The sequence below is a fragment of the Pandoraea faecigallinarum genome (assembly GCF_001029105.3).
Taxonomy (GTDB): domain Bacteria; phylum Pseudomonadota; class Gammaproteobacteria; order Burkholderiales; family Burkholderiaceae; genus Pandoraea; species Pandoraea faecigallinarum.
Genome location: NZ_CP011807.3, coordinates 5,099,941 through 5,120,353, shown reverse-complemented (window position 1 = coordinate 5,120,353; position 20,413 = coordinate 5,099,941). Strand labels below are relative to the sequence as shown.

The window sequence follows — 20,413 nt, the reverse complement described above, 5'->3', positions numbered from 1 at the left end:
CGAATGAACCTCAATCCACGCGCGAATCAGCTGTTGCGTACGTCGCAGATGCTCCTCGGCGGCAATCTGAAGTCGCTCGCCGCGCCGGTGCTGATCATCATGATTCTGGGCATGATGATCCTCCCGCTGCCGCCGTTCATCCTGGATCTGCTTTTTACGTTCAACATCGCGCTCGCGGTGATGGTGCTGCTCGTGAGCATGTACACGCAAAAGCCGCTCGACTTCGCGGCGTTTCCGAGCGTGCTGCTTTTCTCCACGCTGCTGCGCCTGTCGCTGAACGTCGCGTCCACCCGGGTGGTCCTGCTCGAAGGCCACACGGGCCCCGACGCCGCGGGCAAGGTGATTGAGGCGTTCGGCCACTTCCTGGTGGGCGGTAATTACGCCGTCGGTATCGTGGTGTTCATCATCCTTGTGGTCATCAACTTCATGGTGATTACCAAGGGCGCGGGTCGTATCGCCGAAGTGGGCGCGCGTTTCACGCTCGACGCCATGCCCGGCAAGCAGATGGCCATCGACGCCGATCTGAACGCCGGTCTGATCGGCGAAGAGGAGGCGCGCAAGCGCCGGGCCGTGATCGCGCAGGAAGCCGACTTCTACGGCTCGATGGACGGCGCCTCGAAGTTCGTGCGCGGCGACGCCGTTGCAGGCCTGCTGATCATGCTGATCAACATCGTCGGCGGGCTGATCGTCGGCGTGGTCCAGCACAATCTGGACCTCGGCATGGCGGCCAAGAACTACACGCTGCTGACCATCGGCGACGGTCTCGTCGCGCAGATCCCGGCGCTGGTGATCTCGACGGCTGCCGGTGTCGTCGTCTCGCGTGTGGCAACGGACGAAGACGTTGGCCAGCAAGTCGTCTCGCAACTGTTCAGCAACCCGCAGGTGCTGGGTATTACCGCGGCGATTCTCGGCCTGATGGGGTTGATCCCGGGCATGCCGCACTTCGCCTTTCTGGTGCTCGCGCTGGGGCTCGGCGCGCTGGCCCGCTGGCAGTTCCGCAAGGCGGCCGCGGCGAAGGTGCAGGCCACGCGCCCGGCGCCGGTGGCCGCCGCCGCGCCCGCCGAAGTGGCCGAAGCCTCGTGGGACGACGTGGCGCTGGTCGATCCGCTGGGGCTGGAAGTCGGCTATCGCCTGATTCCGCTCGTCGACCGCAATCAGGATGGCGAACTCCTCAAGCGAATCAAGGGCATTCGCAAGAAATTCGCGCAGGAAATTGGTTTCCTCGCGCCGGTCGTGCACATTCGCGACAACCTGGAACTCAGGCCGAACCAGTATCGGATCACGCTCAAGGGCGTGATCATCGGGGAGGGCGAAGCCTATCCGGGGCAGTTGCTTGCCATCGATCCGGGGCAGGTGAGCGCGCCGCTGCAAGGCACACCGACACGCGATCCCGCCTTCGGCTTGCCGGCAACGTGGATCGACGTCGGTCAGCGCGAACAGGCGCAGGCCTACGGGTACACCGTGGTCGACGCGGGCACGGTGGTCGCCACGCACCTGAATCACCTGATCAATGCGCACGCGCACGAATTGCTCGGACGTCAGGAAGTGCAGCAACTCATCGAGCGTATCGGCAAGGACGCGCCGAAGCTCATCGAAGATCTGGTGCCGAAGACCATTGCGCTCACCACGTTGCAAAAGGTGTTGCAGAACCTGCTCGAAGAACAGGTGCCGATTCGCGACATGCGCACCATCATCGACACCATCGCCGAGCATGGCGCGCGCGTGCAGGATCCGCACGATCTCACCGCGCTGGTGCGCCTGTCGCTGGGCCGCGCGATCACGCAGAGCGTGTTCCCGGGCAACGGCGATCTGGAAGTGGTGGGGCTCGACGCCAATCTCGAACGAATTCTCACGCAGGCGTTGTCGGCCGGCGGCGGCACCGGCCTCGAGCCGGGCCTCGCGGACACATTGCTGCGTGAAACCCAGGCCGCGGTGGCGCGACAGGAGCGTCAGGGCCTGCCGGCGGTATTGCTGGTTCAACATCCGCTGCGTTCGCTGCTCTCGCGCTTCCTGCGCCGCAGCCTGCCGCAGCTCAAGGTTTTGTCGTATGCGGAAGTGCCAGATACCCGTAATGTGAAAATGACGGCACTCATCGGAGGTCAAGCGTGAAGATTCGGAAATTCTTTGCGGGCACGTGCCGCGACGCACTGCGCCAGATTCGCGAGGAAATCGGACCCGATGCGGTCGTGTTGTCCAACCGTTCGGTCGCCAACGGCGTCGAAATCGTGGCCTTGGCGGAAGAGGATCTTGACGCCCTGGCCAGCGGCGACATGCCGACGCATCGCCCACGTCCGCGTCCCGCCGCGCCGGTGCCCGTGGTGTCGAATCAGGCGAGCGCCGCCAACGACATCTCGGCGACCAGCGCCTTTGCGCAGTCAATGATGGGCGAACTCCAGAGCATGCGCGGATTGCTCGAAGAGCAGGTCGCCGGGCTGGTGTGGAACGACAAACAGCGGCGCTCGCCGGCGCAGGGCGAGATTCTGCGAACGTTGCTCGCTGCGGGCTTCTCGGCGCAGCTCGGCCGCGCGTTGCTTGAACATCTGCCCGAAGGCAGCGACCGCGAAGGCGGCCTCGACTGGGTAAAGAATGCGCTCAAGCGCAACCTGCCTGTCATGCCGAACGAAGATGAATTGATGGACCGTGGCGGCGTGTATGCGCTCATGGGGCCGACCGGGGTGGGCAAGACCACGACCACGGCAAAACTGGCGGCGCGCTGCGTGATGCGCCACGGCGCGGAGAAACTCGCGCTACTCACGACCGACAGCTACCGTATCGGCGGCCACGAGCAGTTGCGCATCTACGGCAAGATTCTCGGCGTCACGGTGCATGCGGTGAAGGATGCGACAGATCTGCGTCTGGCGCTCACGGAACTTCGCAACAAGCACATGGTGCTGATCGACACGGTGGGCATGAGCCAGCGGGACCGTACGGTGCCGGAGCAGGTGGCGATGCTGTGCGGAGCGCAGACGCCGGTGCAACGTCTGTTGTTGCTCAATGCGACGAGCCACGGCGACACGCTCAACGAGGTGGTGCACGCTTACCGCAGCGCCAGCGCCGAAGGTGGCGGCGATCTAGCCGGGTGTATCCTGACGAAACTCGACGAGACGACCAATCTCGGGTCGGTGCTCGATACGGTGATTCGCCACCGCTTGCCGGTGCACTACGTTTCCACGGGACAGCGCGTGCCGGAGAACCTGCACGTGGCGGACCGGCAGTTCCTGATCGACACGGCACTGTCCGCGCCGGTGACGGGATCGCCGTTCGTGCCGTCCGAGGAGGATTTGCCGGCCGTGGTGCGCGGGGTCGATCCTCACTACAGCGGGCTGTTCGCGCCCGCTCAACCTTCAGGCGAGGCCTGCTTTGGTTAAACTCGTGCTCGATCAAGCTGAGGGGCTGCGCCGTCTGGTGGCGCGCCACACCACGCGTATCGTCGCTGTGGTGGGAAGTGCGCCTGAAGCCGGTCAGACGAGTGTTGCGTTGAATCTGGCCAGCGCGCTGGCTCATCACGGTCAGGATGTGGTGCTGGCCGACGAGAGCGGCCACGCGGCGCCGGCGCTCGGTCTGCCGTTGCGCGGCGACATCCACGATGTGATTGCGGGACGTATCTCGCCCGACGCGGTTCGCGTGCAAACGCGCGACAACGTGGTGCTGGTGCCGGTGGCGCACCGCCATCCGGAACGGATCGACCCGCGGCTTGCGCTGCCCGTGCTGACGGTGGGCGAGCCGGACGTCGTGATCGTCGATTGCACGCACGCGGGCGGCGTGTTGAGTCCGCTCGCGGCGCATGCGCACGACGTGCTGGTCGTGCTGGGGTGTGAGCCGGCGTCCATCACGGGGGCGTATTCGTGGATCAAGCAGGCGCATTTCGAGTATGCGCTGGCGCAGTTCCGGGTGGTGGTCAACCGGGCGGAGGAGATGGAGGCACGCGTGGTGTGCCGCAATCTGGCCACGACGGCGAGCCGTTATCTCGCGGTGTCGCTGGAGTTGGCCGGACATGTGCCGTCGGATCGTCAGGTCTTGCGGGCGCGGCATCTGGCGCGCACGGTGGTCGACGCTTTCCCGATGGCACCGGCAGCGGTGGCATATCGCCAATTGGCGGCGCAGGTGATGCACTGGCCGTTGGCGATTCGCGAGACGGGACCGGCGGGAATCGGTGATATCGGCGGCGATCGCGGTGGCGAAATGGCGCATGGCGTGGGCGCGGTGAGCGCGCACACGGCCTGAGCGGCACGGCACGCGTCGAGAGGAAGCGGAGGGGAAACATGTATACCGCGCGCGGGAAGGTCGATACGAATGACACGCTGACCCAATACGCGCCGTTGGTGCGCCGCCTGGCGCTGCAATTGATGGCGAAGCTGCCGGCCAGCGTGGAGTTGGAAGATCTGATTCAGGCCGGCATGCTGGGGCTGCTCGATGCGGCGAACCGGTATCAGGAGACGCAGGGCGCGCAGTTCGAGACGTACGCGAGCCAGCGCATTCGCGGGGCGATGCTCGACGAGTTGCGCGAGCTCGACTGGGCGTCGCGCGGCATTCGCAAGACGGCGCGCGAGATCGAGAAGGCGGTGCAGCGTCTGGAGCAGCGGCTGGGGCGGGGGCCGTCCGAGAGCGAGATTGCGGGCGAGATGTCTATCGGGCTGACCGAATATCAGCAGATGTTGCAGGACGTGCACGGCTGCCAACTGATCTATTACGAAGATTTCGAAGCGGCGGATGAAGAGCCGTTCATCGACCGCATCTGCGCGGACCCGGGCGCGGACCCGTTGACGATGCTCCTCGACGAGGGCTTGCGTGGCGGCGTGGTCGACGCCATCGACCGCCTGCCGGATCGCGAGAAGTTGCTGATGAGCCTGTACTACGAGCAGGGCCTGAACCTGCGCGAAATCGGCGCGGTGCTCGAAGTCAGCGAGTCACGCGTGTGCCAGTTGCACAGCCAGGCGATATCGCGCCTGCGTGCGACGTTGCGTGAGAAGGCGTGGACGTCGGCGAGTTGACCGTATGACAACAGATCGAAGGCGCGGGACCCGGGTCGGACTTTGGGGCGCGCCGTCGAAATTCATCGATTCTCCGACGTTTTTCCCGGGCGAGAAATGACCTGACGACCCTCAGGCCGTAACGCTTCCCCCGCTCGAACGCGGGGTGGTGCGGCCGTCCGGGCCGTAGAGGGGAGCGTTGTTGCCCGGGCCGTAAAGGACGTTCAGCGCCTGCTGCGTGTAAGTCAGGCGCGTATTGATGAGCAGGCCGTTCGTATCGTTGGCGCGCTTGGCTTGCGCTGCCGCAGCCAGCAAGGCGTTCCAGGCCGTGGCGATGCGGGCATCGGTCGCCGCCGCCGCCGTCGCACCGGCTTCATCCGGCGTAAAACCCAATGCCTGCAAGTGCGCGTCGCGCTCGCGACCGAGCGCCGAGAGTTCCACCACCGCGCGTGTCTTGCGCTCGGTCAGTTCCGGCAGCGCGTCCAGCGTGCCGCTCACCAATGCCTGCTGTTCTTCCCCAAGCAATGCCGAAAACGTACCGATAGCGGTCGTCTCGACAGACAGGGCGTTGAGCAGGGCTTCGGTAGTCATGACTTCGATTGAGCAGAGAGCAAATCGCGTGCGGTCGCAATGAGACCGTCCGCAATCCTGGATGTGTCGATGGCCAACTGACCGTTGGCGATCGCCGTCTTGATCGCCGCCACCTTCGCAACGTCGATGTCTGCCATACCCGTTTGCGCCAGCGCTTCCTGCAACGCGCGCATCTCCGACGACAGGGCGCTCGTACTCACGCTCGCGCCGCCGCCGACATTCGCAGCACGCGCAGCAGACGCGGCAGGCGCAGCACTTGCGTCGGCATTCACAGTGCCGGTGGTCGTCCGATCAGTCGTCGCCTTGCCCGCGCCGACGCCAGTCAACGGATTGGCGGGTGGTTCGATTTGCATGTGCTTTCCCCAGAAACCTGCCTGTGTAACGGCATTATCCGCCATAACTTTAGGCAAGTAACATCCTGTTACCAGTTCAAGTGCCCGGGTGATTTCAGAGAATGCTTAAAGATAGTGAGCGATCACTATAGTGCAACTTCGACTTCGACGTTGCCGTTCTTTCCTGTCTTTACCGTGCCGCTGACGACTTGTCCGGCACGGGTGCGCACCTGCACGGGGTCTCCCGCACTGGCTCGCGAGAGCACCTGACCTTCGGTGCTCACTTCGAAACCCGATCCACGCGAGACCACGCGCACGGTTTGTCCCTGCTGAACGGCAATCGCGCTGCGCAGCAGATCGGCGCGGATCGGCAGGCCCGACGTAATGCGGTTCACGGCGACCGTGCCGACGATCTGGCCGGCGTCGGTCGCGACGGTGCGCGGCAGCAACGTGAGATCGCCCTGCCGCGGCGACAGATCGTTCGGTGCAATCGTCTCGCCCGGATTGATCTGGCGCGCAGCGACGAAGTAGGTCGCGTTGATGCTCACGCGCGCTTGCAGATAGAGTGTCCACGGGCGCTCGCCCGCGCAACGCACGCCAACGCTCGTTGTGCCCCACAGGCGCGCGCCCGGCGGCAGGAAGGGTTCGAGCGCCGTGCAGGCAGGCATATGGTCGGAGACGGATTCGCCGACGGTGATATTGACCTGACCCGGCAGACCGGTTGTCTGCTCGCGCAGGAAACGTTCGGCCGTCTGACGGATGATCTGGGGATTCTGATACTGCGAATTCTGCGGGGCGGTGACCGCCTGCGCGGGTGCGGGCTGCGCGGGAGCATTCGCCGTCGTGCTCACCGGCCGGACGATGCCTGGCACGTTCGACGCGACGCCGCCTGCGGCAGCATTGTTTCCGGGGATGACGATGGCGCCGGGGCCAAGCGTATTGCCGAGGTTCTGAGCGGCGGGATCGGTCGCGATGCCGGCATTCTGAGGCGCCGCCGTCGCCGCCCGGGCCGCTGAAGCGACGCCTGCCGACAGCCCGAAGCCGACGATGCCAAGCATTGCCGCCAGCAGGCCGGAGCGCACGCCGGTCCGAAGACGGAATTGAAGGCGCGCGCGCTGGCCTGGCCGCAGCACGCCGTGCGTGCGCGGGGCGTCGACGAGACGGTCGCCGGTTTTGCCTGCCATGCTCACTCTCCTTGCGGCCGTCGCCTGGTCGAACCATGAGGCATCCGGCACTCAACCCGCTTCAAGCTGTGAAGCCGACGGCACCGGGCAGGTTTCCTGTGCCTGGGGGGCGAACCCCGCCCGATGCCGTCAGGAAGCCATTCTAGAGAGGTCCCGCAACGGGGCATGGCTCGAAATGGCGGTCAATCTCCTTCCTATTCCTCCAATTGAATCCAGGGACGTACGCATACGATGCGAAGCATGCCAAAAGGTCCCTGTTTTTTCCGGACCCGGCAGGACATCCCGTCTGCACACCGCGCACCGCCCGCCAGTCGAGGCCGAACCCGGCCGAACGGCGCCGGCCCGCGAGAGCACGGCGCACGGATTCAAGAGCATCACCCAAGTACCCGGCATCAAGGCAAGCATCAGGCGAGACGAGATCATGGACAAACTGGACGCGGCATTGCGATTTTCCCAGCAGGCGCTATCGATGCGCGCCTATCGCCAGGAAGTGATCTCGTCGAACATCGCCAACGCAGATACGCCGGGGTACAAGGCGCGCGACGTCGACTTCAATAACGCGTTGAGTCAGGCCGTGGAGCGCGGCGCGCAACAGCAGATCGCCACCGAGTCGAGTGTGTCGCTCTCGCGCACCTCCTCGCGCCACATCGCCGCGCGCGCGGTGACCACGGCACCGCCCATGGGCGGCCCGGAGCTGCTCTATCGCGTGCCCTATCAGCAAAGCGTCGACGGCAACACCGTCGAACTCGATGCCGAGCGCGTGAACTTCGCCGATAACGCCGTGCATTACCAGACGGGCCTCACGGTCCTGAGCAGCCAGATCAAGACGATGCTGGCCGCCATCACGAATCAAGGGTAAGCGCCATGCCACTCATGAGCATCTTCGATGTCGCCGGCTCGGCCATGACTGCGCAGTCGCAGCGCATGAACGTGACCGCCAGCAATCTGGCCAACGCCGAATCGGTGACCGGTCCGGACGGCCAGCCGTACCGCGCCAAGCAGGTCGTGTTTCAGGTCAACCCGGTCACGGGCACCGACGTGGGCGGCGTGAAGGTCGCCGGCGTGGTCGAAGACCCGTCGCCGCTCAAGACGGTGTACGACCCGAAGAACCCGGCAGCGAACGCACAGGGCTACGTCACCATGCCCAACGTGAATCCGGTGGAGGAGATGGTCAACATGATCTCCGCTTCCCGCTCTTACCAAGCCAACGTCGAGGCGCTCAACACTGCCAAGACGCTCATGCTCAAAACCCTCACGGTCGGCCAGTAAGGGGCCGCGCGGAGACCAGACAGATGGCCAGCATCAATACGTCGAACGCTGCGAACTTTTCGCAGACCTTCCTCGATTCGATCAACGGGACTGCCAACAGCAGCAGCTCGAAGTCGTCCGCCGGCAGTGCGGACGACCTGCAAAACAGCTTCCTCAAGTTGCTCGTCGCCCAGATGAACAACCAGGACCCGCTCAACCCCATGGACAACTCGCAGGTGACCTCGCAGCTCGCGCAGATCAGCACGGTCTCGGGCATCACCCAGCTGAACACGACGCTGTCGTCCGTTACCTCGCAACTGAACTCCACGCAGAGCCTGCAAGCGGCGGCGCTCGTGGGCAAGGGCGTGCTGATTCCGGGCAGCAACATCGGCGTGGGCAGCACCACGGCCGACGACGGCACCGTCACGAAGACGGCCACGCCGTTCGGCTTCGATTTGCCGAGCGATGCCGACACCGTCAAGATCGAGATCAAGGACAGCACCGGCAAGGTGGTTCGCACCGTGAACGCGGGCGCACTCGATGCCGGCGTACAGGCCCTGACCTGGGACGCCAAGGACGACGCGGGTGTCGACGTGGCCGACGGCAAGTACACGCTGAGTGTGACGGCAACGGCCAATGGCAAGACCGTGACGCCGACGCTGCTCTCGTACGCTCAAGTGCAAAGCGTGGTGGCCAGCACGACCGGCTCGCCGCTGCTCAACGTGGGCACGGGCTCGAACATCCAGCTCTCCGACGTGCGCGAAATTCTCTGACCGCATCACGACGCAAGCCTTTCCCGTTTTCCGTTTTCGAATCGAATTCGTCGCGACAGCCGTCGCCGACACCGAATCTCAGGAGTAACACATGGCCTTTTCGACCGGATTGAGCGGCCTGAACGCCGCATCCAAGGACCTGGACGTCATCGGCAACAACGTTGCCAACGCGGCCACGGTCGGCTTCAAGCAGGGGCAGGCGCAATTTGCTGACATCTACGCGAACTCGCTGTTCGGTGCGGGCAACAACACCGTCGGTATCGGTACGCGCGTGGCGGCCATTGCCCAGCAGTTCACGCAGGGCGACATCACGGTCACGAACCGTCAGCTCGATCTCGCGATCTCGGGTAACGGCTTCTTCCGAGTTTCGAACAACGGCACCATCGCCTACACGCGTAACGGCCAGTTCTCGCTCGACAAGGACGGCTACATCGTCGACTCGAACGGCGATCACCTGACCGGTTATCTGGCCGGCCCGAACGGCATCATCAACAGCGTCTCGCCGGTCGATCTCCAGATCCCGACGGGCGATCTGGCTCCGACGGCCACCACGAAGATTACCGGCCAGTTCAATCTCGACTCGCGCAGCGCCGTGAACACCACGCCGTTCTCGATCACCGATCCGAATTCGTACACCAACGCCACGTCGCTCAAGGTCTACGACTCGCTGGGCAATTCGCACGACGTCAACCTGTACTTCACGAAGACCAGCGTCGACCCCACGACCAACAACGCCACGTGGACCGTGTACGCGTCGGTCGACGGCACGACGCAAGTCGGCACCGGCCCGATCGGCACGCTCACGTTCAACTCGTCGGGCAGCCTCGTGTCGCAGACGGATTCGACGGGCGCGGCCGTGACCGGCCCGATCACGCTGCCGACGATTGCCTACGGCAACGGCGCCGCTTCGGGCAATCTGACGCTGAACCTGAGCGGCACCACGCAGTTCGGCAATAGCTACACGCCGAACACGCTCACGCAGGACGGTTACTCGTCGGGTCGCCTGACCGGCTTCACGTTCAATGCTGACGGCACCATCGTCGGAACGTACTCGAACACCCAGTCGATGGTGCTCGGCCAGGTCGCCCTCGCCAACTTCAACAACGTGAACGGCCTGATCCCGCTGGGCAACAACCTCTGGGCGGAGTCGGCAGCGTCGGGCATTCCGATTGTCGGCGTGCCAGGCGGCACGAACCTCGGCAAGCTTCAGGCAGGCGCCGTCGAAGCGTCGAACGTCGACCTGACGGCCGAACTGGTCCACATGATTACCGCGCAGCGCAATTATCAGGCCAACGCGCAGACGATCAAGACGGAAGACCAATTGATGCAAACGATGGTCAACCTGTAAGCGGACGGAGCGGTGCGTATGCGTAACGTGGGCAACTCGCGCGAGGGACGTCGATGGATCGTCTGATCTATGTCGCCATGACCGGCGCGAAGCAGGCGATGGAGCAGCAATCGACCACCGCCAACAATTTGGCGAACGTCTCGACGCCGGGCTTTCGCGCCCAGCTTTCGGCGTTCCGGCAGGCGCCGGTGCGCGCCGCCGACGGCTCGACGGGCACGCGCACGTTCGTCGCGACATCCACGCCTGGCACGGACTTCACGCCCGGCGCGATGCAGCAAACCGGCCGTGCGCTCGATGTGGCCATTCAGGGACAAGGCTGGCTGGCCGTGCGCGACGCGCAGGGCCGCGAAGCCTACACCCGGGGCGGCAACCTCGAGATGACGGCCAATGGACAGATCACGCTGCACGGTCTGCAGGTCATGACCGACGCCGGTCCGGCCGCCGTGCCGCCGGGCGCTGCGGTCACGATTGGCACCGACGGCACGATTTCGGCGCTGGGACAGGGCGATCCGCCCAGTTCCATTGCCGTGATGGGGCAGTTGAAGCTGGTCAATCCGCCGGAGCGCAATCTCGTGCGCGGCGACGACGGGTTGTTCCGTCCGGCAAACAACGCACCCGTGCAGGCCGATCCGAATGTCGTGTTGGTGGCAGGCTCCGTCGAGACCAGCAACGTCAATCCGGTGAGCGGCCTCGTGAACATGATTTCGCAGTCGCGGGCCTTCGAAATGCAGATGAAGATGCTGCAAACGGCCGATACCAACGAACAAACCGCCAACCAGTTGCTGAACTTCAGCTAACGGGCGCCGGGTGCGCCGCGCTCGCAAGAGGCACGCACCGCCACCGTACACGGGGAGAAACATCCAATGATCCGTTCGCTCTACATCGCTGCCACCGGCATGAACGCCCAGCAGACGAACATGGACGTGATTTCGAACAACCTGGCCAACACCAGCACCAATGGCTTCAAGAAGGGCCGCGCGGTGTTCGAAGATCTGCTGTACCAGACGATTCGCCAGCCCGGCGCGCAATCGTCGCAACAGACGCTGCTGCCCTCAGGGCTGCAACTGGGGACCGGCGTGCGTCCGGCCGCCACCGAGCGTATCTTCACGCAGGGCAACCTGACCTCGACGGCGAACGCCAAGGACGTGGCCATCAACGGCGACGGTTTCTTCCAGGTGCTCATGCCGGACGGCACGACCGCCTACACGCGCGACGGGTCGTTCCAGGTCGACAACAATGGCCAGCTCGTGACCGCCTCGGGCTTCCCGATTCAGCCGGCGATCACAATCCCGGCCAATGCGCTGTCGCTGACCATCGCGCGCGACGGTACGGTGTCGGTCACGCAGCCCGGCAACGTGGCCAACGTGCAGATCGGTACGTTCCAGCTCGCCACGTTCATCAACAACGCCGGCCTGCAAAGCCTGGGTGAGAACCTGTATGCCGAGACGGCCGCCTCGGGCGCGCCGAACGTTGCGCAGCCGGGAACCAACGGCGCGGGCGTGCTCAACCAGAACTACGTCGAGACGTCGAACGTAAACGTGGTGGAAGAGCTCGTGAACATGATCTCCGCGCAGCGCGCATACGAAATCAACTCGAAGGCCGTGACGGCATCCGACCAGATGCTGCAACGCCTGACGCAGATGTAATGGGCGGCTCGCCGCACACGCATTCAGTACTACGCACTTGAGAATGAACGTCGATATGTCCGCACGCAAGACCGAAACGCACCGCAGCGCACGCCTCGCGCAGTTTCTGGCGCTCGTGGCCGCCGCTGCGTCGACCGGTCTCGCGGGCTGCGCCTACGTGCCGCAGGAGCCGGTGGTGAACGGGCCGACGACCACGCGTCCGCCGCCCCCGCCGGTGGCGGCCGACCCGGAAGGCTCGATCTACCGCCCGTTGTACTCGAATCGTCCGCTGTTCGAAGACCGTCGTCCGCGTAACGTCGGCGACATCCTCACGATCGTCATCAATGAAAACACGGCGGCCAGCAAGAACTCGGCAGCCAACACCACGCGCTCGGGCAGCGGCAATCTGACGCTGAATCAGACACCGGGCGTGATCGGCGGGGTGCTCAACAATCAGGCACTCGACGCGAGCGGCGCGAACAAGTTCGACGCCAAGGGCGCGGCCAATGCCAACAACGTGTTCTCCGGGCAGATCACCGTGACCGTGATGGAAGTGCTCGCGAACGGCAACCTTGCCGTCGCCGGTGAGAAGCAGATCGCCATCAACCAGGGCACGGAGTACATCAAGTTTTCGGGTATCGTCAGCCCGCAAACGATTTCGGGCGCGAATACCGTGCCCTCGACGCAGGTGGCCGATGCGCGCATCGAATACCGTGGCAAGGGCTACATCAACGAAGCCGAAACCATGGGTTGGCTCCAGCGCTTCTTCCTTAACGTTTCGCCATTCTGATGTCGATGATGCCGTTCCCGTCGCGCCGCGCGCGTAACCTTCGCCCGACTCATTTTCTACGCCGGCACATCGGCCGCGCGGTCCGCCCGTTCGCCGTGGCCGCTGCGATGAGCGTGGCGGGCGCCGCCGTGGTGCTCACGCCTGGCGTGGCGCATGCCGAGCGTCTGAAGGAGCTGGCGTCGATTCAGGGCGTGCGCGACAACCAGCTGATCGGCTACGGCCTCGTGGCCGGTCTCGACAACTCGGGCGACCAGACGACTCAGACGCCGTTCACGGTGCAGAGCATGACCAACATGCTCTCGCAACTGGGTATCACCGTTGCGCCCGGCACCAACATGCAGTTGAAGAACGTGGCTGCCGTGATGGTGACGGCCACGCTGCCGGCGTTCACGCGCCCCGGCCAGGCCATCGACGTCGTGGTGTCATCGATGGGCAATGCCAAGAGCCTGCGTGGCGGCACGCTGCTGATGACCCCGCTCAAGGGCCCGGACGGGCAGGTCTACGCGCTGGCGCAGGGCAACCTGCTGATCGGCGGCGCGGGGGCATCGGCCAACGGATCGAGCGTGACCATCAACCAGCTGGCCTCGGGCCGGATTCCGGGCGGTGCCATCGTCGAGCGCGCCGTGCCGACCGCCATGGGCGGTCAGCCGGGCACCGTGCAGATGGAACTGAACGCCACCGACTTCTCGACCGCACAGCGGGTGGTCGACGCCGTGAACCGCCGCTTCGGCTTCGGCACGGCGCAGGCGCTCGACGGCCGTGTGATTCTGCTGCGCACGCCGACCGATCCGGCCTCGCGTGTGCAGTTCCTCGCGCAGCTCGAAAGCCTCGAAGTGCGCCCGGACAACACGGCCGCGCGTGTGGTCATCAACGCCCGTACGGGCTCTGTGGTGATGAACCAGAACGTGACGATCCAGCAGTGCGCCGTGGCGCACGGCAACCTGTCGGTCGTCATCGATACGCAAAACAATGTGAGCCAGCCGGCGCCGTTCTCGGGTGGTCAGACGGTGGTGGCCCCGAATTCGCAGATCTCCGTTCAACAGGAGAACAACGCGCTCAAGATGGTCAAAGCGGGCGCCAACCTCGCCGACGTCGTCAAGGCGCTGAACTCGCTGGGGGCGAGTCCGGCCGACCTGATGTCGATTCTTCAGGCCATGAAGGCCTCGGGCGCCCTGCGCGCCGATCTGGAGATCATCTGATATGGCCGACGGCAACCGCCTGACCGGTGCGGCAGGCAACCATCTGCCCGATCTGACGCAACACGCAGCCTACGAAATGCAGGGCCTCACGGCACTGCGCGCGGCTGCCCATCAGCAAACGCCGCAGGCCACGCAGCAGGCGGCCAGGCAGTTCGAGGCCGTCTTCACGCAGATGATGCTCAAGAGCATGCGCGACGCCACCATGTCCGGCGGCCTGCTCGGCAGCGATCAGGAAAAGATGTTCAACGGCATGCTCGACGATCAGCTGGCCCAGCAACTTGCGTCGAACAAGGGCATCGGTCTGGCCGACCTCATGCTCAAGCAGCTCGCCAAGACCGGCACCACGCTGCCGCCGGCAGCCATGGGCCGTCAGCAATCGCTTGCCGGGCGCGCCTACAACGCGGCGGACGCTATCGGCGTGGCCGATGGTGCGCCGGCCGCGGCGGGCGATTTCGTCGAGCGCATGGCCAGCGCGGCGCAGAGCGCCAGCGCGGGCAGCGGCATTCCGGCACGCTTCATGCTGAGTCAGGCGGCGCTGGAGTCCGGCTGGGGCAAGCGCGAGATCCGTCGCGCGGACGGCAGCACCAGTCACAACGTATTCGGCATCAAGGCGGGCAAGAGCTGGACCGGTCCGACCGTGGAAGTGGCGACGACCGAGTACGTCAACGGGCAGCCGCGCAAGGTGATGGCCCGGTTCCGGGCCTACGGCTCGTACGACGAGGCATTTGCCGACTACGCCAGGCTGATTTCGAACAACCCGCGCTATTCGTCGGTGGTGGCCAGCGCCAACGACGCGGCCAGCTTTGCCAACAATCTGCAACGTGCCGGGTACGCGACCGACCCGCAGTATGCCAACAAGCTGATGAAGGTCATGAAGCACTTCACCTGAGCGCGCTTCACCCGGGAACGGGTGACGGCAACGGGGGGATGGGGTGAAAACAACCGCAACGACGGCCTCAATTTTGGCGCCGCGCTGCCGTAAACACATCGGTAACGGTGCGCGAGCGGACTTCTTGCCGCGGGGCGCGCCTCCAACTCAAGCCGCGAGATCATGAGCCTAATCAATATTGGCATGAGCGGGCTGAACGCCGCCCAGTTCGCCCTCAGCACCACCGGCAACAACGTCGCCAACTCGGGCACGGCTGGCTACAACCGCCAGGTCGTCGATTATTCCCAGGCCGCCAGCCAGTATGCCGGCGTGGGGTATCTGGGCACCGGTGTACTGGTCAACGACGTATCGCGCGTGTACAGCCAGTTCCTGTCGAACCAGACGAATCAGGCGCAGACCCAGTTCAGCCAGCTCGACACGTACTACCAGCAGATCTCGCAGATCAACAATGCGCTGGGCAGCTCCACGACCGGTCTGTCGGCCACGATGAGCCAGTTCTTCACGAACTTGCAGAACATCGTGTCGGCCCCGGCCAACTCGGCCACGCGTGCGACGGTCGTGTCCTCGGCGCAAACGCTCGCCAGCATGTTCCAGTCGCTCTCGGGCACGCTGTCCACGCTGCGCAGCAGCACGAACGCGAGCATCGCCCAGTCGACCGACCAGATCAACGTCTACGCCAAGCAGATCGCGCAATTGAACGACGCCATCGTGCAGGCGCAGGCCAATGGCGGCGGTGCGACACCAAACGACCTGCTCGACCAGCGCGATCTCGCCATCGCGCAGCTCAACGCCATCATCCAGACGAATGTGGTCAAGTCGTCCGACGGTTCGTACAACGTGTTCGTCGGCAACGGCCAGTCGCTCGTGACGGGCAACTCGGCGTATCAATTGACGACCGTGGCCTCGACCAACGACCCGTCGGAATTGACCATCGCCTACGTTACGCCCAGCGGCACCAAGGTGCCGGTGCCGGAATCGTCGATCACGGGCGGCTCGCTCGCCGGCCTGCTGTCGTTCCGCAGCGGTGCCCTGACGCAGGCGCAGAACGCCCTCGGCCAGATCGGCCTGTCGCTTGCCGGCACTTTCAATGCACAGAACAGGCTGGGTCTGGATCTGTACGGTCAGCTCGGAGGCGACATTTTCACGGTGCCCCAGCCGACCATCGTCGCCAACACGAACAACTCGAACGGCGCGGTCCTCAACTCCACGATCACCGATGCCTCGAAGGTCACGGCCAGCGACTACAACGTCACCTTCGACGGCACGAATTACACGATGACGCGTTCGTCGGACGGCGCGAAGTGGACGGCACCCGTGCCCGCCACCGCAGGCGCGCCGTTGGCATTCACCGACAGCAGCGGCAACGCGTTCGACGACGGCTTCAATGTCACGGTCGGCAACAACGTCGCGGGCGACAGCTTCACGATCGAGCCGACGCGCAATGCCGCGGGCAATATCGGCGTGGCCATCACCGACCCGGGCAAGATCGCTCTGGCCGCCCCGATTCTGGCGTCCACGCCGTCGACCAACACCGGCTCGCTCAAGACCGATCAGGGCACGGTCGACGCCAACTATCTGTCGAACGTGCTGACCTCGCCGGTGAACTTCACGTTCAGCAAGGACGCCACGACCGGGGCGATCACCCTGGTGGCGCCTTCGCCGATGACGGTAACGGTCAATGGCACGACGACCACGTATGCCGCCGGAGACACCGTGCCTTACGACGCCGCGAACGGCGCGAAGATCACGATGGGCGGCATGACCGTCAACATCAGCGGCACGCCCGCCGACGGCGACACGCTGACCATCGCGCCGAACGCCTCCGGCGCCACGACGGACAACCGTAACGGTCTGGCGCTCTCGGCTCTGCAAAACGACAAGACCAAGGTCGGCGGCAAGGACACGTATGCGTCCGCGTACGCCAACCTGGTCTCGTACGTCGGCTCGACCACGAACACCTATAAGGCGACGAGCGCTGCGCAGCAAACACTGCTCAAGCAGGCGCAAACCGCCCAGCAGTCCAATTCCGGCGTGAGCCTCGACGAAGAAGCCGCCAACCTGATCAAGTTCCAACAGCTCTATCAGGCCAACTCGAAGGTCATCCAGACCGCGTCGCAGCTGTTCGACACGATCTTGCAGATGGTCAACTAAGGCTGAGGAGACGACACCATGCGCATCAGCACCAGCATGATTTTCGATCAGGGGGCGTCGGCCATGAGCCGCAACGTCTCCGATCTGCTCAACACGCAGGCGCAGCTCTCGTCCGGCAAGCGCGTGACCACGCCGAGCGACGACCCGCTGGCGTCGGCGCAGGCCGTGGCCGTGTCGCAGGCCAAGGACATGAACGCCCAGTACGCCACGAATCGCGGCGCCGCCACGACGGCGCTCCAGCTCGAAGATCAGACCTTCGGCAGCATCATCAACACGTTGCAGCACGTCATGTCGCAGGTCGTGGCCGCGGGCAGCGCCTCGCTCAACGACAACGACCGCTCGGCGATCGCGACCGATCTGCAAGCGAGCTACCAGCAACTGCTGTCGCTGGCCAACACGGCCGACGCGAACGGCCAGTATCTGTTCTCGGGTTTCATGGGAGGTTCGGCCGCCTATGTCGCCACCCCGACGGGCGCGAGCTACGCGGGCGATACCGGCATTCGGTATGTGCAGGTCGCCGCCGGGCGGCAGATTCCGATCAACGACATCGGTTCGAACATCTTCCAGGCGATCCAGCCCGCCACGGCGAGCACGGTCATCAGCGGCAGCATGTCGAATACCGGCACGGCGACGTTCACGCCGGTTTCGACCACGGACGTGACCAACGCCGGCGCCAACCACCAGTTCTCGATCGGTTTCGCGATCGACAGCACGACCACGCCGCCGACCACCAACTACACGATCAAGGACCTGACGGACACCACGGTGCCGGATGTCACAGGCGTGTACACGTCGGGCCAGCCGATCACGTTCGCCGGCAAGTCGGTGACGTTCACGGGCGACCCCGCCACGGGCGACACGTACACGGTGGCGCCCGCGGGCAAGTCGAGCACGAACGTGTTCGACAACCTGCAAGCGCTCATCGACACGCTCAAGACGCCGGTCAGCGCACAGGGTCCGACCGGTTCGGCCAACCTGAGCAACGCGCTGACCACGTTCAACCAGCTGTTCGGCAACACCTACGATAACGTGACGACCGTGCGCACGACCGTCGGGTCGCGTCTGAACGAGCTGACGACGCTTGGCGACATCGGCAGCGCCAACGATCTTGCCTATACGTCGCAGTTGCAGGACTTGCTGGACGTGGACATCATTTCTGCGACGAGCCAGTTCGCGCAGCAACAGGCGTCGCTGCAAGCCTCGCAGCAGACCTTCATCCAGACGCAGAAGCTGTCGCTGTTCAGCCTGCTCTGAGCGTCAGGACGCCGGGACGCCGGACAAAGCGGGCCACCTTCGGGTGGCCTGTCTCGTTTTGGGGACCGTTTGGGGTAACCGTTTTGGGTGACGGAAGCGGGAGACGGAAGCGGGGGACGCGAAGGCGCGAGCGCGCTAGGCTTTCGGCACGAAGGCGGCCGTTGCGCGGATCATCATGTCGATGCCGATCGCGTTGAAGTGCTCCATCACCGGCGCAATGCGCGGCATCATCAGTTCGAGTACCACCAGACCGACGCCCAGCGTGAGCGGAAAGCCCACCGCGAAGATGTTCAACTGCGGCGCGGCGCGATTCAGAATGCCCAGCGCCAGATTGCAGATCAGCAAGGCGGCCACGAGCGGCAGCGAGAGCATCAGCGCCAGCGTGAATAACTGGCCGCCGAGCATGGCGAGGTAATGCCAGCCGCCCACGGACAGCGGCGTGCTTGCAACCGGCAACACGGAAAAGCTCTGCACCAGCGTGGCGTACATCACCAAATGCCCGTTGGTCGCGAGGAACACGAGCATGATGACCACATTGAGCAGCATGCCGAGCACGGCGGTACTGCCGTCGGCGTTCGGGTTGAGCAGCGTGGCGAAGGACAGGCCCATCTGCAGACCCACGAAGTCGCCCGCCATGCTCACGGCGGAGAACACGACCTGCATGCACCAGCCGAGCGCGGCGCCGATCATCATCTGCTGAACAAGGATCCAGAGGCCTTCCCACGAGAACGGTGAGACGGCGGGCGCGGGCCCGATCAGCGGCGCGAGCGTGAGCGCGACGATGCCCGCCAGGCCGATCTTCACCGTGCCGGGTACGCGCGAGTCGCCGAAGAGCGGGGCGGTCATCGACAGCGCCAGCAGACGCACGAACGGAAAGAGAAACGTCGCAATGACGCCGGAGAGCTGATCGTAAGTGAAGCTGATCAAGGTCTGAGCGGGCGGTGGACGGGCGGGGCCGGCGTGCGGGCCTACCCGACGAGGCCGGGAATGCCGGTAAGCAACTGGCGCATGTAGTCGACCATGAGGTTGAGCATCCAGGGACCCGCGACCACGAGCGTGATGAATACCGCGAGCAGTTTCGGGATGAACGACAACGTCATTTCGTTGATCTGCGTGGCCGCCTGGAACAGACTCACGAGCAGACCGGAGATCAGGGCGACGATCAGCAGCGGGGCCGCGAGCAGCAGGCACACCTGCATTGCCTGATGGGCCAGCGCCATGACGGTTTCCGGAGTCATCTCGGTCCCCTCCGCGCTACATGGTGAAGCTCTGGGCAAGCGAGCCCAGCAGCAATTGCCAGCCATCGACCACCACGAACAGCATCAGCTTGAACGGCAGCGAGACCGTGGACGGCGAGACCATCATCATCCCCATGGCCATCAGCACGCTGGCGACGACCAGATCGATGATGAGAAACGGAATGAAGATCGTGAAGCCGATCTGGAATGCCGTTTTCAGTTCGCTCGTGGCGAAGGCGGGCACGAGAATGCGCATCGGCACATCTTCGGGGCCGTTCATCGGCGGCGTCTTGGCGAGCTTGGCAAAGAGCGCGAGGTCGGCCTCGCGGGTCTGCTTGAGCATGAACGAATGGAACGGCTTCGCACCGGTGTCGATGGCCTGCTCGAAGCTGATCTTGTTCGCGGCGAACGGCTGGTAGGCGTTCGTGTAGACCTGATCGAACACAGGCGACATGACGAAGAACGTCAGGAACAGCGCCAGTCCGATGAGAATCTGGTTCGGCGGAGATGTCGTCACCCCGATGGCATGGCGTAGCAGCGAGAGCACGATGATGATGCGCGTGAAGGCGGTCATCATCAGCAACATCGCGGGCAGGAAGCCCAGCGACGTGAGCAGCAGCATCGTCTGCACGGACAGCGAATAGGTCTGTCCGCCGCCGGGCACGGGAGTCGTGGTGAAGGCGGGCAGCGTGGCCTGCGCGAAGGCGGTCCCCGGCAAGGCCAGACAGATGAGGCAGGCGAGCGCCAGCCCGGGCATCAGGCACAGGGAGGGGGACAAGCGGAAATTCCCATCGGGGAACCCGGCAAACCCGGCAGACGAC

General features: G+C 64.6%; 21 protein-coding genes. 15 read left to right on the top strand and 6 right to left on the bottom strand.

Annotated elements, in window-relative coordinates; all coding sequences use genetic code 11:
* Window positions 1-3: 3 nt before the first annotated feature.
* Genes flhA through AB870_RS22525 form a run of 4 tightly spaced genes read left to right on the top strand, consistent with a single transcriptional unit; the run spans window position 4 to window position 4,991 of the window.
* Window positions 4-2,109 carry a flagellar biosynthesis protein FlhA gene (gene flhA, locus AB870_RS22540; RefSeq protein ID WP_047906358.1) on the top strand — a complete coding sequence of 702 codons (2,106 nt, stop codon included), beginning with the start codon at window positions 4-6 and terminating at the stop codon, window positions 2,107-2,109.
* Entirely contained in the window at window positions 2,106-3,368 is a 1,263-nt protein-coding gene (flhF, locus tag AB870_RS22535) for a flagellar biosynthesis protein FlhF (RefSeq protein WP_047906357.1), read from the top strand. The genes flhA and flhF overlap by 4 nt, the downstream gene beginning before the upstream one ends.
* A 4-nt stretch (window positions 3,369-3,372) precedes the next feature.
* On the top strand, window positions 3,373-4,224 hold the full coding sequence (locus AB870_RS22530; protein ID WP_053059496.1) for a MinD/ParA family ATP-binding protein: 852 nt from the start codon (window positions 3,373-3,375) through the stop codon (window positions 4,222-4,224).
* 38 nt (window positions 4,225-4,262) lie between these two features.
* Window positions 4,263-4,991 carry an RNA polymerase sigma factor FliA gene (locus AB870_RS22525; protein WP_047906356.1) on the top strand — a complete coding sequence of 243 codons (729 nt, stop codon included), beginning with the start codon at window positions 4,263-4,265 and terminating at the stop codon, window positions 4,989-4,991.
* A 111-nt stretch (window positions 4,992-5,102) separates the two neighbouring features.
* Here AB870_RS22525 and AB870_RS22520 read toward each other — a convergent pair whose 3' ends face one another.
* The 3 genes from AB870_RS22520 to flgA form a co-directional block, all read right to left on the bottom strand.
* Window positions 5,103-5,561 (bottom strand): flagella synthesis protein FlgN, encoded by a 459-nt coding sequence (locus tag AB870_RS22520; RefSeq protein WP_047906355.1) that lies wholly within the window; start codon window positions 5,559-5,561, stop codon window positions 5,103-5,105.
* Entirely contained in the window at window positions 5,558-5,914 is a 357-nt protein-coding gene (gene flgM / locus AB870_RS22515; protein ID WP_047906354.1) for a flagellar biosynthesis anti-sigma factor FlgM, read from the bottom strand. The genes AB870_RS22520 and flgM overlap by 4 nt, the downstream gene beginning before the upstream one ends.
* Before the next feature lie 125 nt (window positions 5,915-6,039).
* Window positions 6,040-7,077 carry a flagellar basal body P-ring formation chaperone FlgA gene (gene flgA, locus AB870_RS22510; RefSeq protein ID WP_064674893.1) on the bottom strand — a complete coding sequence of 346 codons (1,038 nt, stop codon included), beginning with the start codon at window positions 7,075-7,077 and terminating at the stop codon, window positions 6,040-6,042.
* A 418-nt stretch (window positions 7,078-7,495) separates the two neighbouring features.
* Between flgA and flgB the strand changes: the two genes are divergently transcribed.
* The 11 genes from flgB to flgL all read left to right on the top strand — a co-directional run bounded on the left by flgB (window position 7,496) and on the right by flgL (window position 18,354).
* Window positions 7,496-7,936, top strand: a complete 441-nt coding sequence (gene flgB / locus AB870_RS22505; protein ID WP_047908579.1) for a flagellar basal body rod protein FlgB — start codon at window positions 7,496-7,498, stop codon at window positions 7,934-7,936.
* A 5-nt stretch (window positions 7,937-7,941) separates the two neighbouring features.
* Window positions 7,942-8,346, top strand: coding sequence for a flagellar basal body rod protein FlgC (gene flgC / locus AB870_RS22500; protein WP_039394038.1), 405 nt, complete (start codon window positions 7,942-7,944; stop codon window positions 8,344-8,346).
* 23 nt (window positions 8,347-8,369) lie between these two features.
* Window positions 8,370-9,098: a flagellar hook assembly protein FlgD gene (flgD, locus tag AB870_RS22495; protein ID WP_047906353.1), complete on the top strand. Its 729-nt coding sequence runs from the start codon at window positions 8,370-8,372 to the stop codon at window positions 9,096-9,098.
* Between the two features lie 91 nt (window positions 9,099-9,189).
* Complete coding sequence (gene flgE / locus AB870_RS22490; RefSeq protein ID WP_047906352.1) at window positions 9,190-10,446, top strand: flagellar hook protein FlgE; 1,257 nt, start codon at window positions 9,190-9,192, stop codon at window positions 10,444-10,446.
* Window positions 10,447-10,499: 53 nt separating this feature from the next.
* Window positions 10,500-11,243: a flagellar basal body rod protein FlgF gene (locus AB870_RS22485; RefSeq protein ID WP_047906351.1), complete on the top strand. Its 744-nt coding sequence runs from the start codon at window positions 10,500-10,502 to the stop codon at window positions 11,241-11,243.
* A 66-nt stretch (window positions 11,244-11,309) separates the two neighbouring features.
* Complete coding sequence (gene flgG, locus AB870_RS22480) at window positions 11,310-12,092, top strand: flagellar basal-body rod protein FlgG (RefSeq protein ID WP_047906350.1); 783 nt, start codon at window positions 11,310-11,312, stop codon at window positions 12,090-12,092.
* A gap of 55 nt (window positions 12,093-12,147) precedes the next feature.
* Window positions 12,148-12,861, top strand: coding sequence for a flagellar basal body L-ring protein FlgH (locus tag AB870_RS22475; protein WP_047908578.1), 714 nt, complete (start codon window positions 12,148-12,150; stop codon window positions 12,859-12,861).
* Window positions 12,861-14,060 carry a flagellar basal body P-ring protein FlgI gene (locus AB870_RS22470; RefSeq protein WP_157112406.1) on the top strand — a complete coding sequence of 400 codons (1,200 nt, stop codon included), beginning with the start codon at window positions 12,861-12,863 and terminating at the stop codon, window positions 14,058-14,060. Before AB870_RS22475 ends, AB870_RS22470 begins: the two co-directional genes overlap by 1 nt.
* A 1-nt stretch (window position 14,061) precedes the next feature.
* Entirely contained in the window at window positions 14,062-14,949 is an 888-nt protein-coding gene (flgJ, locus tag AB870_RS22465; protein ID WP_047906349.1) for a flagellar assembly peptidoglycan hydrolase FlgJ, read from the top strand.
* A gap of 162 nt (window positions 14,950-15,111) precedes the next feature.
* Window positions 15,112-17,100: a flagellar hook-associated protein FlgK gene (gene flgK / locus AB870_RS22460; RefSeq protein WP_047906348.1), complete on the top strand. Its 1,989-nt coding sequence runs from the start codon at window positions 15,112-15,114 to the stop codon at window positions 17,098-17,100.
* Window positions 17,101-17,118: 18 nt separating this feature from the next.
* The gene (gene flgL / locus AB870_RS22455; RefSeq protein ID WP_047906347.1) at window positions 17,119-18,354 is read left to right on the top strand and encodes a flagellar hook-associated protein FlgL; all 1,236 of its coding nucleotides are present in this window, start codon (window positions 17,119-17,121) and stop codon (window positions 18,352-18,354) included.
* A gap of 135 nt (window positions 18,355-18,489) precedes the next feature.
* On the opposite strand, the gene fliR is transcribed toward flgL, so the two are convergent.
* Genes fliR through fliP form a run of 3 tightly spaced genes read right to left on the bottom strand, consistent with a single transcriptional unit; the run spans window position 18,490 to window position 20,349 of the window.
* On the bottom strand, window positions 18,490-19,281 hold the full coding sequence (fliR, locus tag AB870_RS22450; protein WP_047906346.1) for a flagellar biosynthetic protein FliR: 792 nt from the start codon (window positions 19,279-19,281) through the stop codon (window positions 18,490-18,492).
* A 41-nt stretch (window positions 19,282-19,322) separates the two neighbouring features.
* Complete coding sequence (gene fliQ, locus AB870_RS22445) at window positions 19,323-19,592, bottom strand: flagellar biosynthesis protein FliQ (RefSeq protein ID WP_047906345.1); 270 nt, start codon at window positions 19,590-19,592, stop codon at window positions 19,323-19,325.
* Between the two features lie 16 nt (window positions 19,593-19,608).
* A complete protein-coding gene (fliP, locus tag AB870_RS22440; protein ID WP_047906344.1) occupies window positions 19,609-20,349 on the bottom strand; it encodes a flagellar type III secretion system pore protein FliP in 741 nt (246 codons plus the stop codon).
* Window positions 20,350-20,413 lie beyond the last annotated feature (64 nt).

Excerpts from the sequence above, each read along its gene's own strand:
- flhA (WP_047906358.1), top strand. The coding sequence starts at position 4 with ATGAACCTCAATCCACGCGCGAATCAGCTGTTGCGTACGTCGCAGATG.
- AB870_RS22525 (WP_047906356.1), top strand. The coding sequence starts at position 4,263 with ATGTATACCGCGCGCGGGAAGGTCGATACGAATGACACGCTGACCCAA.
- AB870_RS22520 (WP_047906355.1), bottom strand. The coding sequence starts at position 5,561 with ATGACTACCGAAGCCCTGCTCAACGCCCTGTCTGTCGAGACGACCGCT.
- flgM (WP_047906354.1), bottom strand. The coding sequence starts at position 5,914 with ATGCAAATCGAACCACCCGCCAATCCGTTGACTGGCGTCGGCGCGGGC.
- flgA (WP_064674893.1), bottom strand. The coding sequence starts at position 7,077 with ATGGCAGGCAAAACCGGCGACCGTCTCGTCGACGCCCCGCGCACGCAC.
- flgC (WP_039394038.1), top strand. The coding sequence starts at position 7,942 with ATGCCACTCATGAGCATCTTCGATGTCGCCGGCTCGGCCATGACTGCG.
- flgD (WP_047906353.1), top strand. The coding sequence starts at position 8,370 with ATGGCCAGCATCAATACGTCGAACGCTGCGAACTTTTCGCAGACCTTC.
- flgE (WP_047906352.1), top strand. The coding sequence starts at position 9,190 with ATGGCCTTTTCGACCGGATTGAGCGGCCTGAACGCCGCATCCAAGGAC.
- AB870_RS22485 (WP_047906351.1), top strand. The coding sequence starts at position 10,500 with ATGGATCGTCTGATCTATGTCGCCATGACCGGCGCGAAGCAGGCGATG.
- flgG (WP_047906350.1), top strand. The coding sequence starts at position 11,310 with ATGATCCGTTCGCTCTACATCGCTGCCACCGGCATGAACGCCCAGCAG.
- AB870_RS22475 (WP_047908578.1), top strand. The coding sequence starts at position 12,148 with ATGTCCGCACGCAAGACCGAAACGCACCGCAGCGCACGCCTCGCGCAG.
- AB870_RS22470 (WP_157112406.1), top strand. The coding sequence starts at position 12,861 with ATGTCGATGATGCCGTTCCCGTCGCGCCGCGCGCGTAACCTTCGCCCG.
- flgJ (WP_047906349.1), top strand. The coding sequence starts at position 14,062 with ATGGCCGACGGCAACCGCCTGACCGGTGCGGCAGGCAACCATCTGCCC.
- flgK (WP_047906348.1), top strand. The coding sequence starts at position 15,112 with ATGAGCCTAATCAATATTGGCATGAGCGGGCTGAACGCCGCCCAGTTC.
- flgL (WP_047906347.1), top strand. The coding sequence starts at position 17,119 with ATGCGCATCAGCACCAGCATGATTTTCGATCAGGGGGCGTCGGCCATG.
- fliQ (WP_047906345.1), bottom strand. The coding sequence starts at position 19,592 with ATGACTCCGGAAACCGTCATGGCGCTGGCCCATCAGGCAATGCAGGTG.
- fliP (WP_047906344.1), bottom strand. The coding sequence starts at position 20,349 with ATGCCCGGGCTGGCGCTCGCCTGCCTCATCTGTCTGGCCTTGCCGGGG.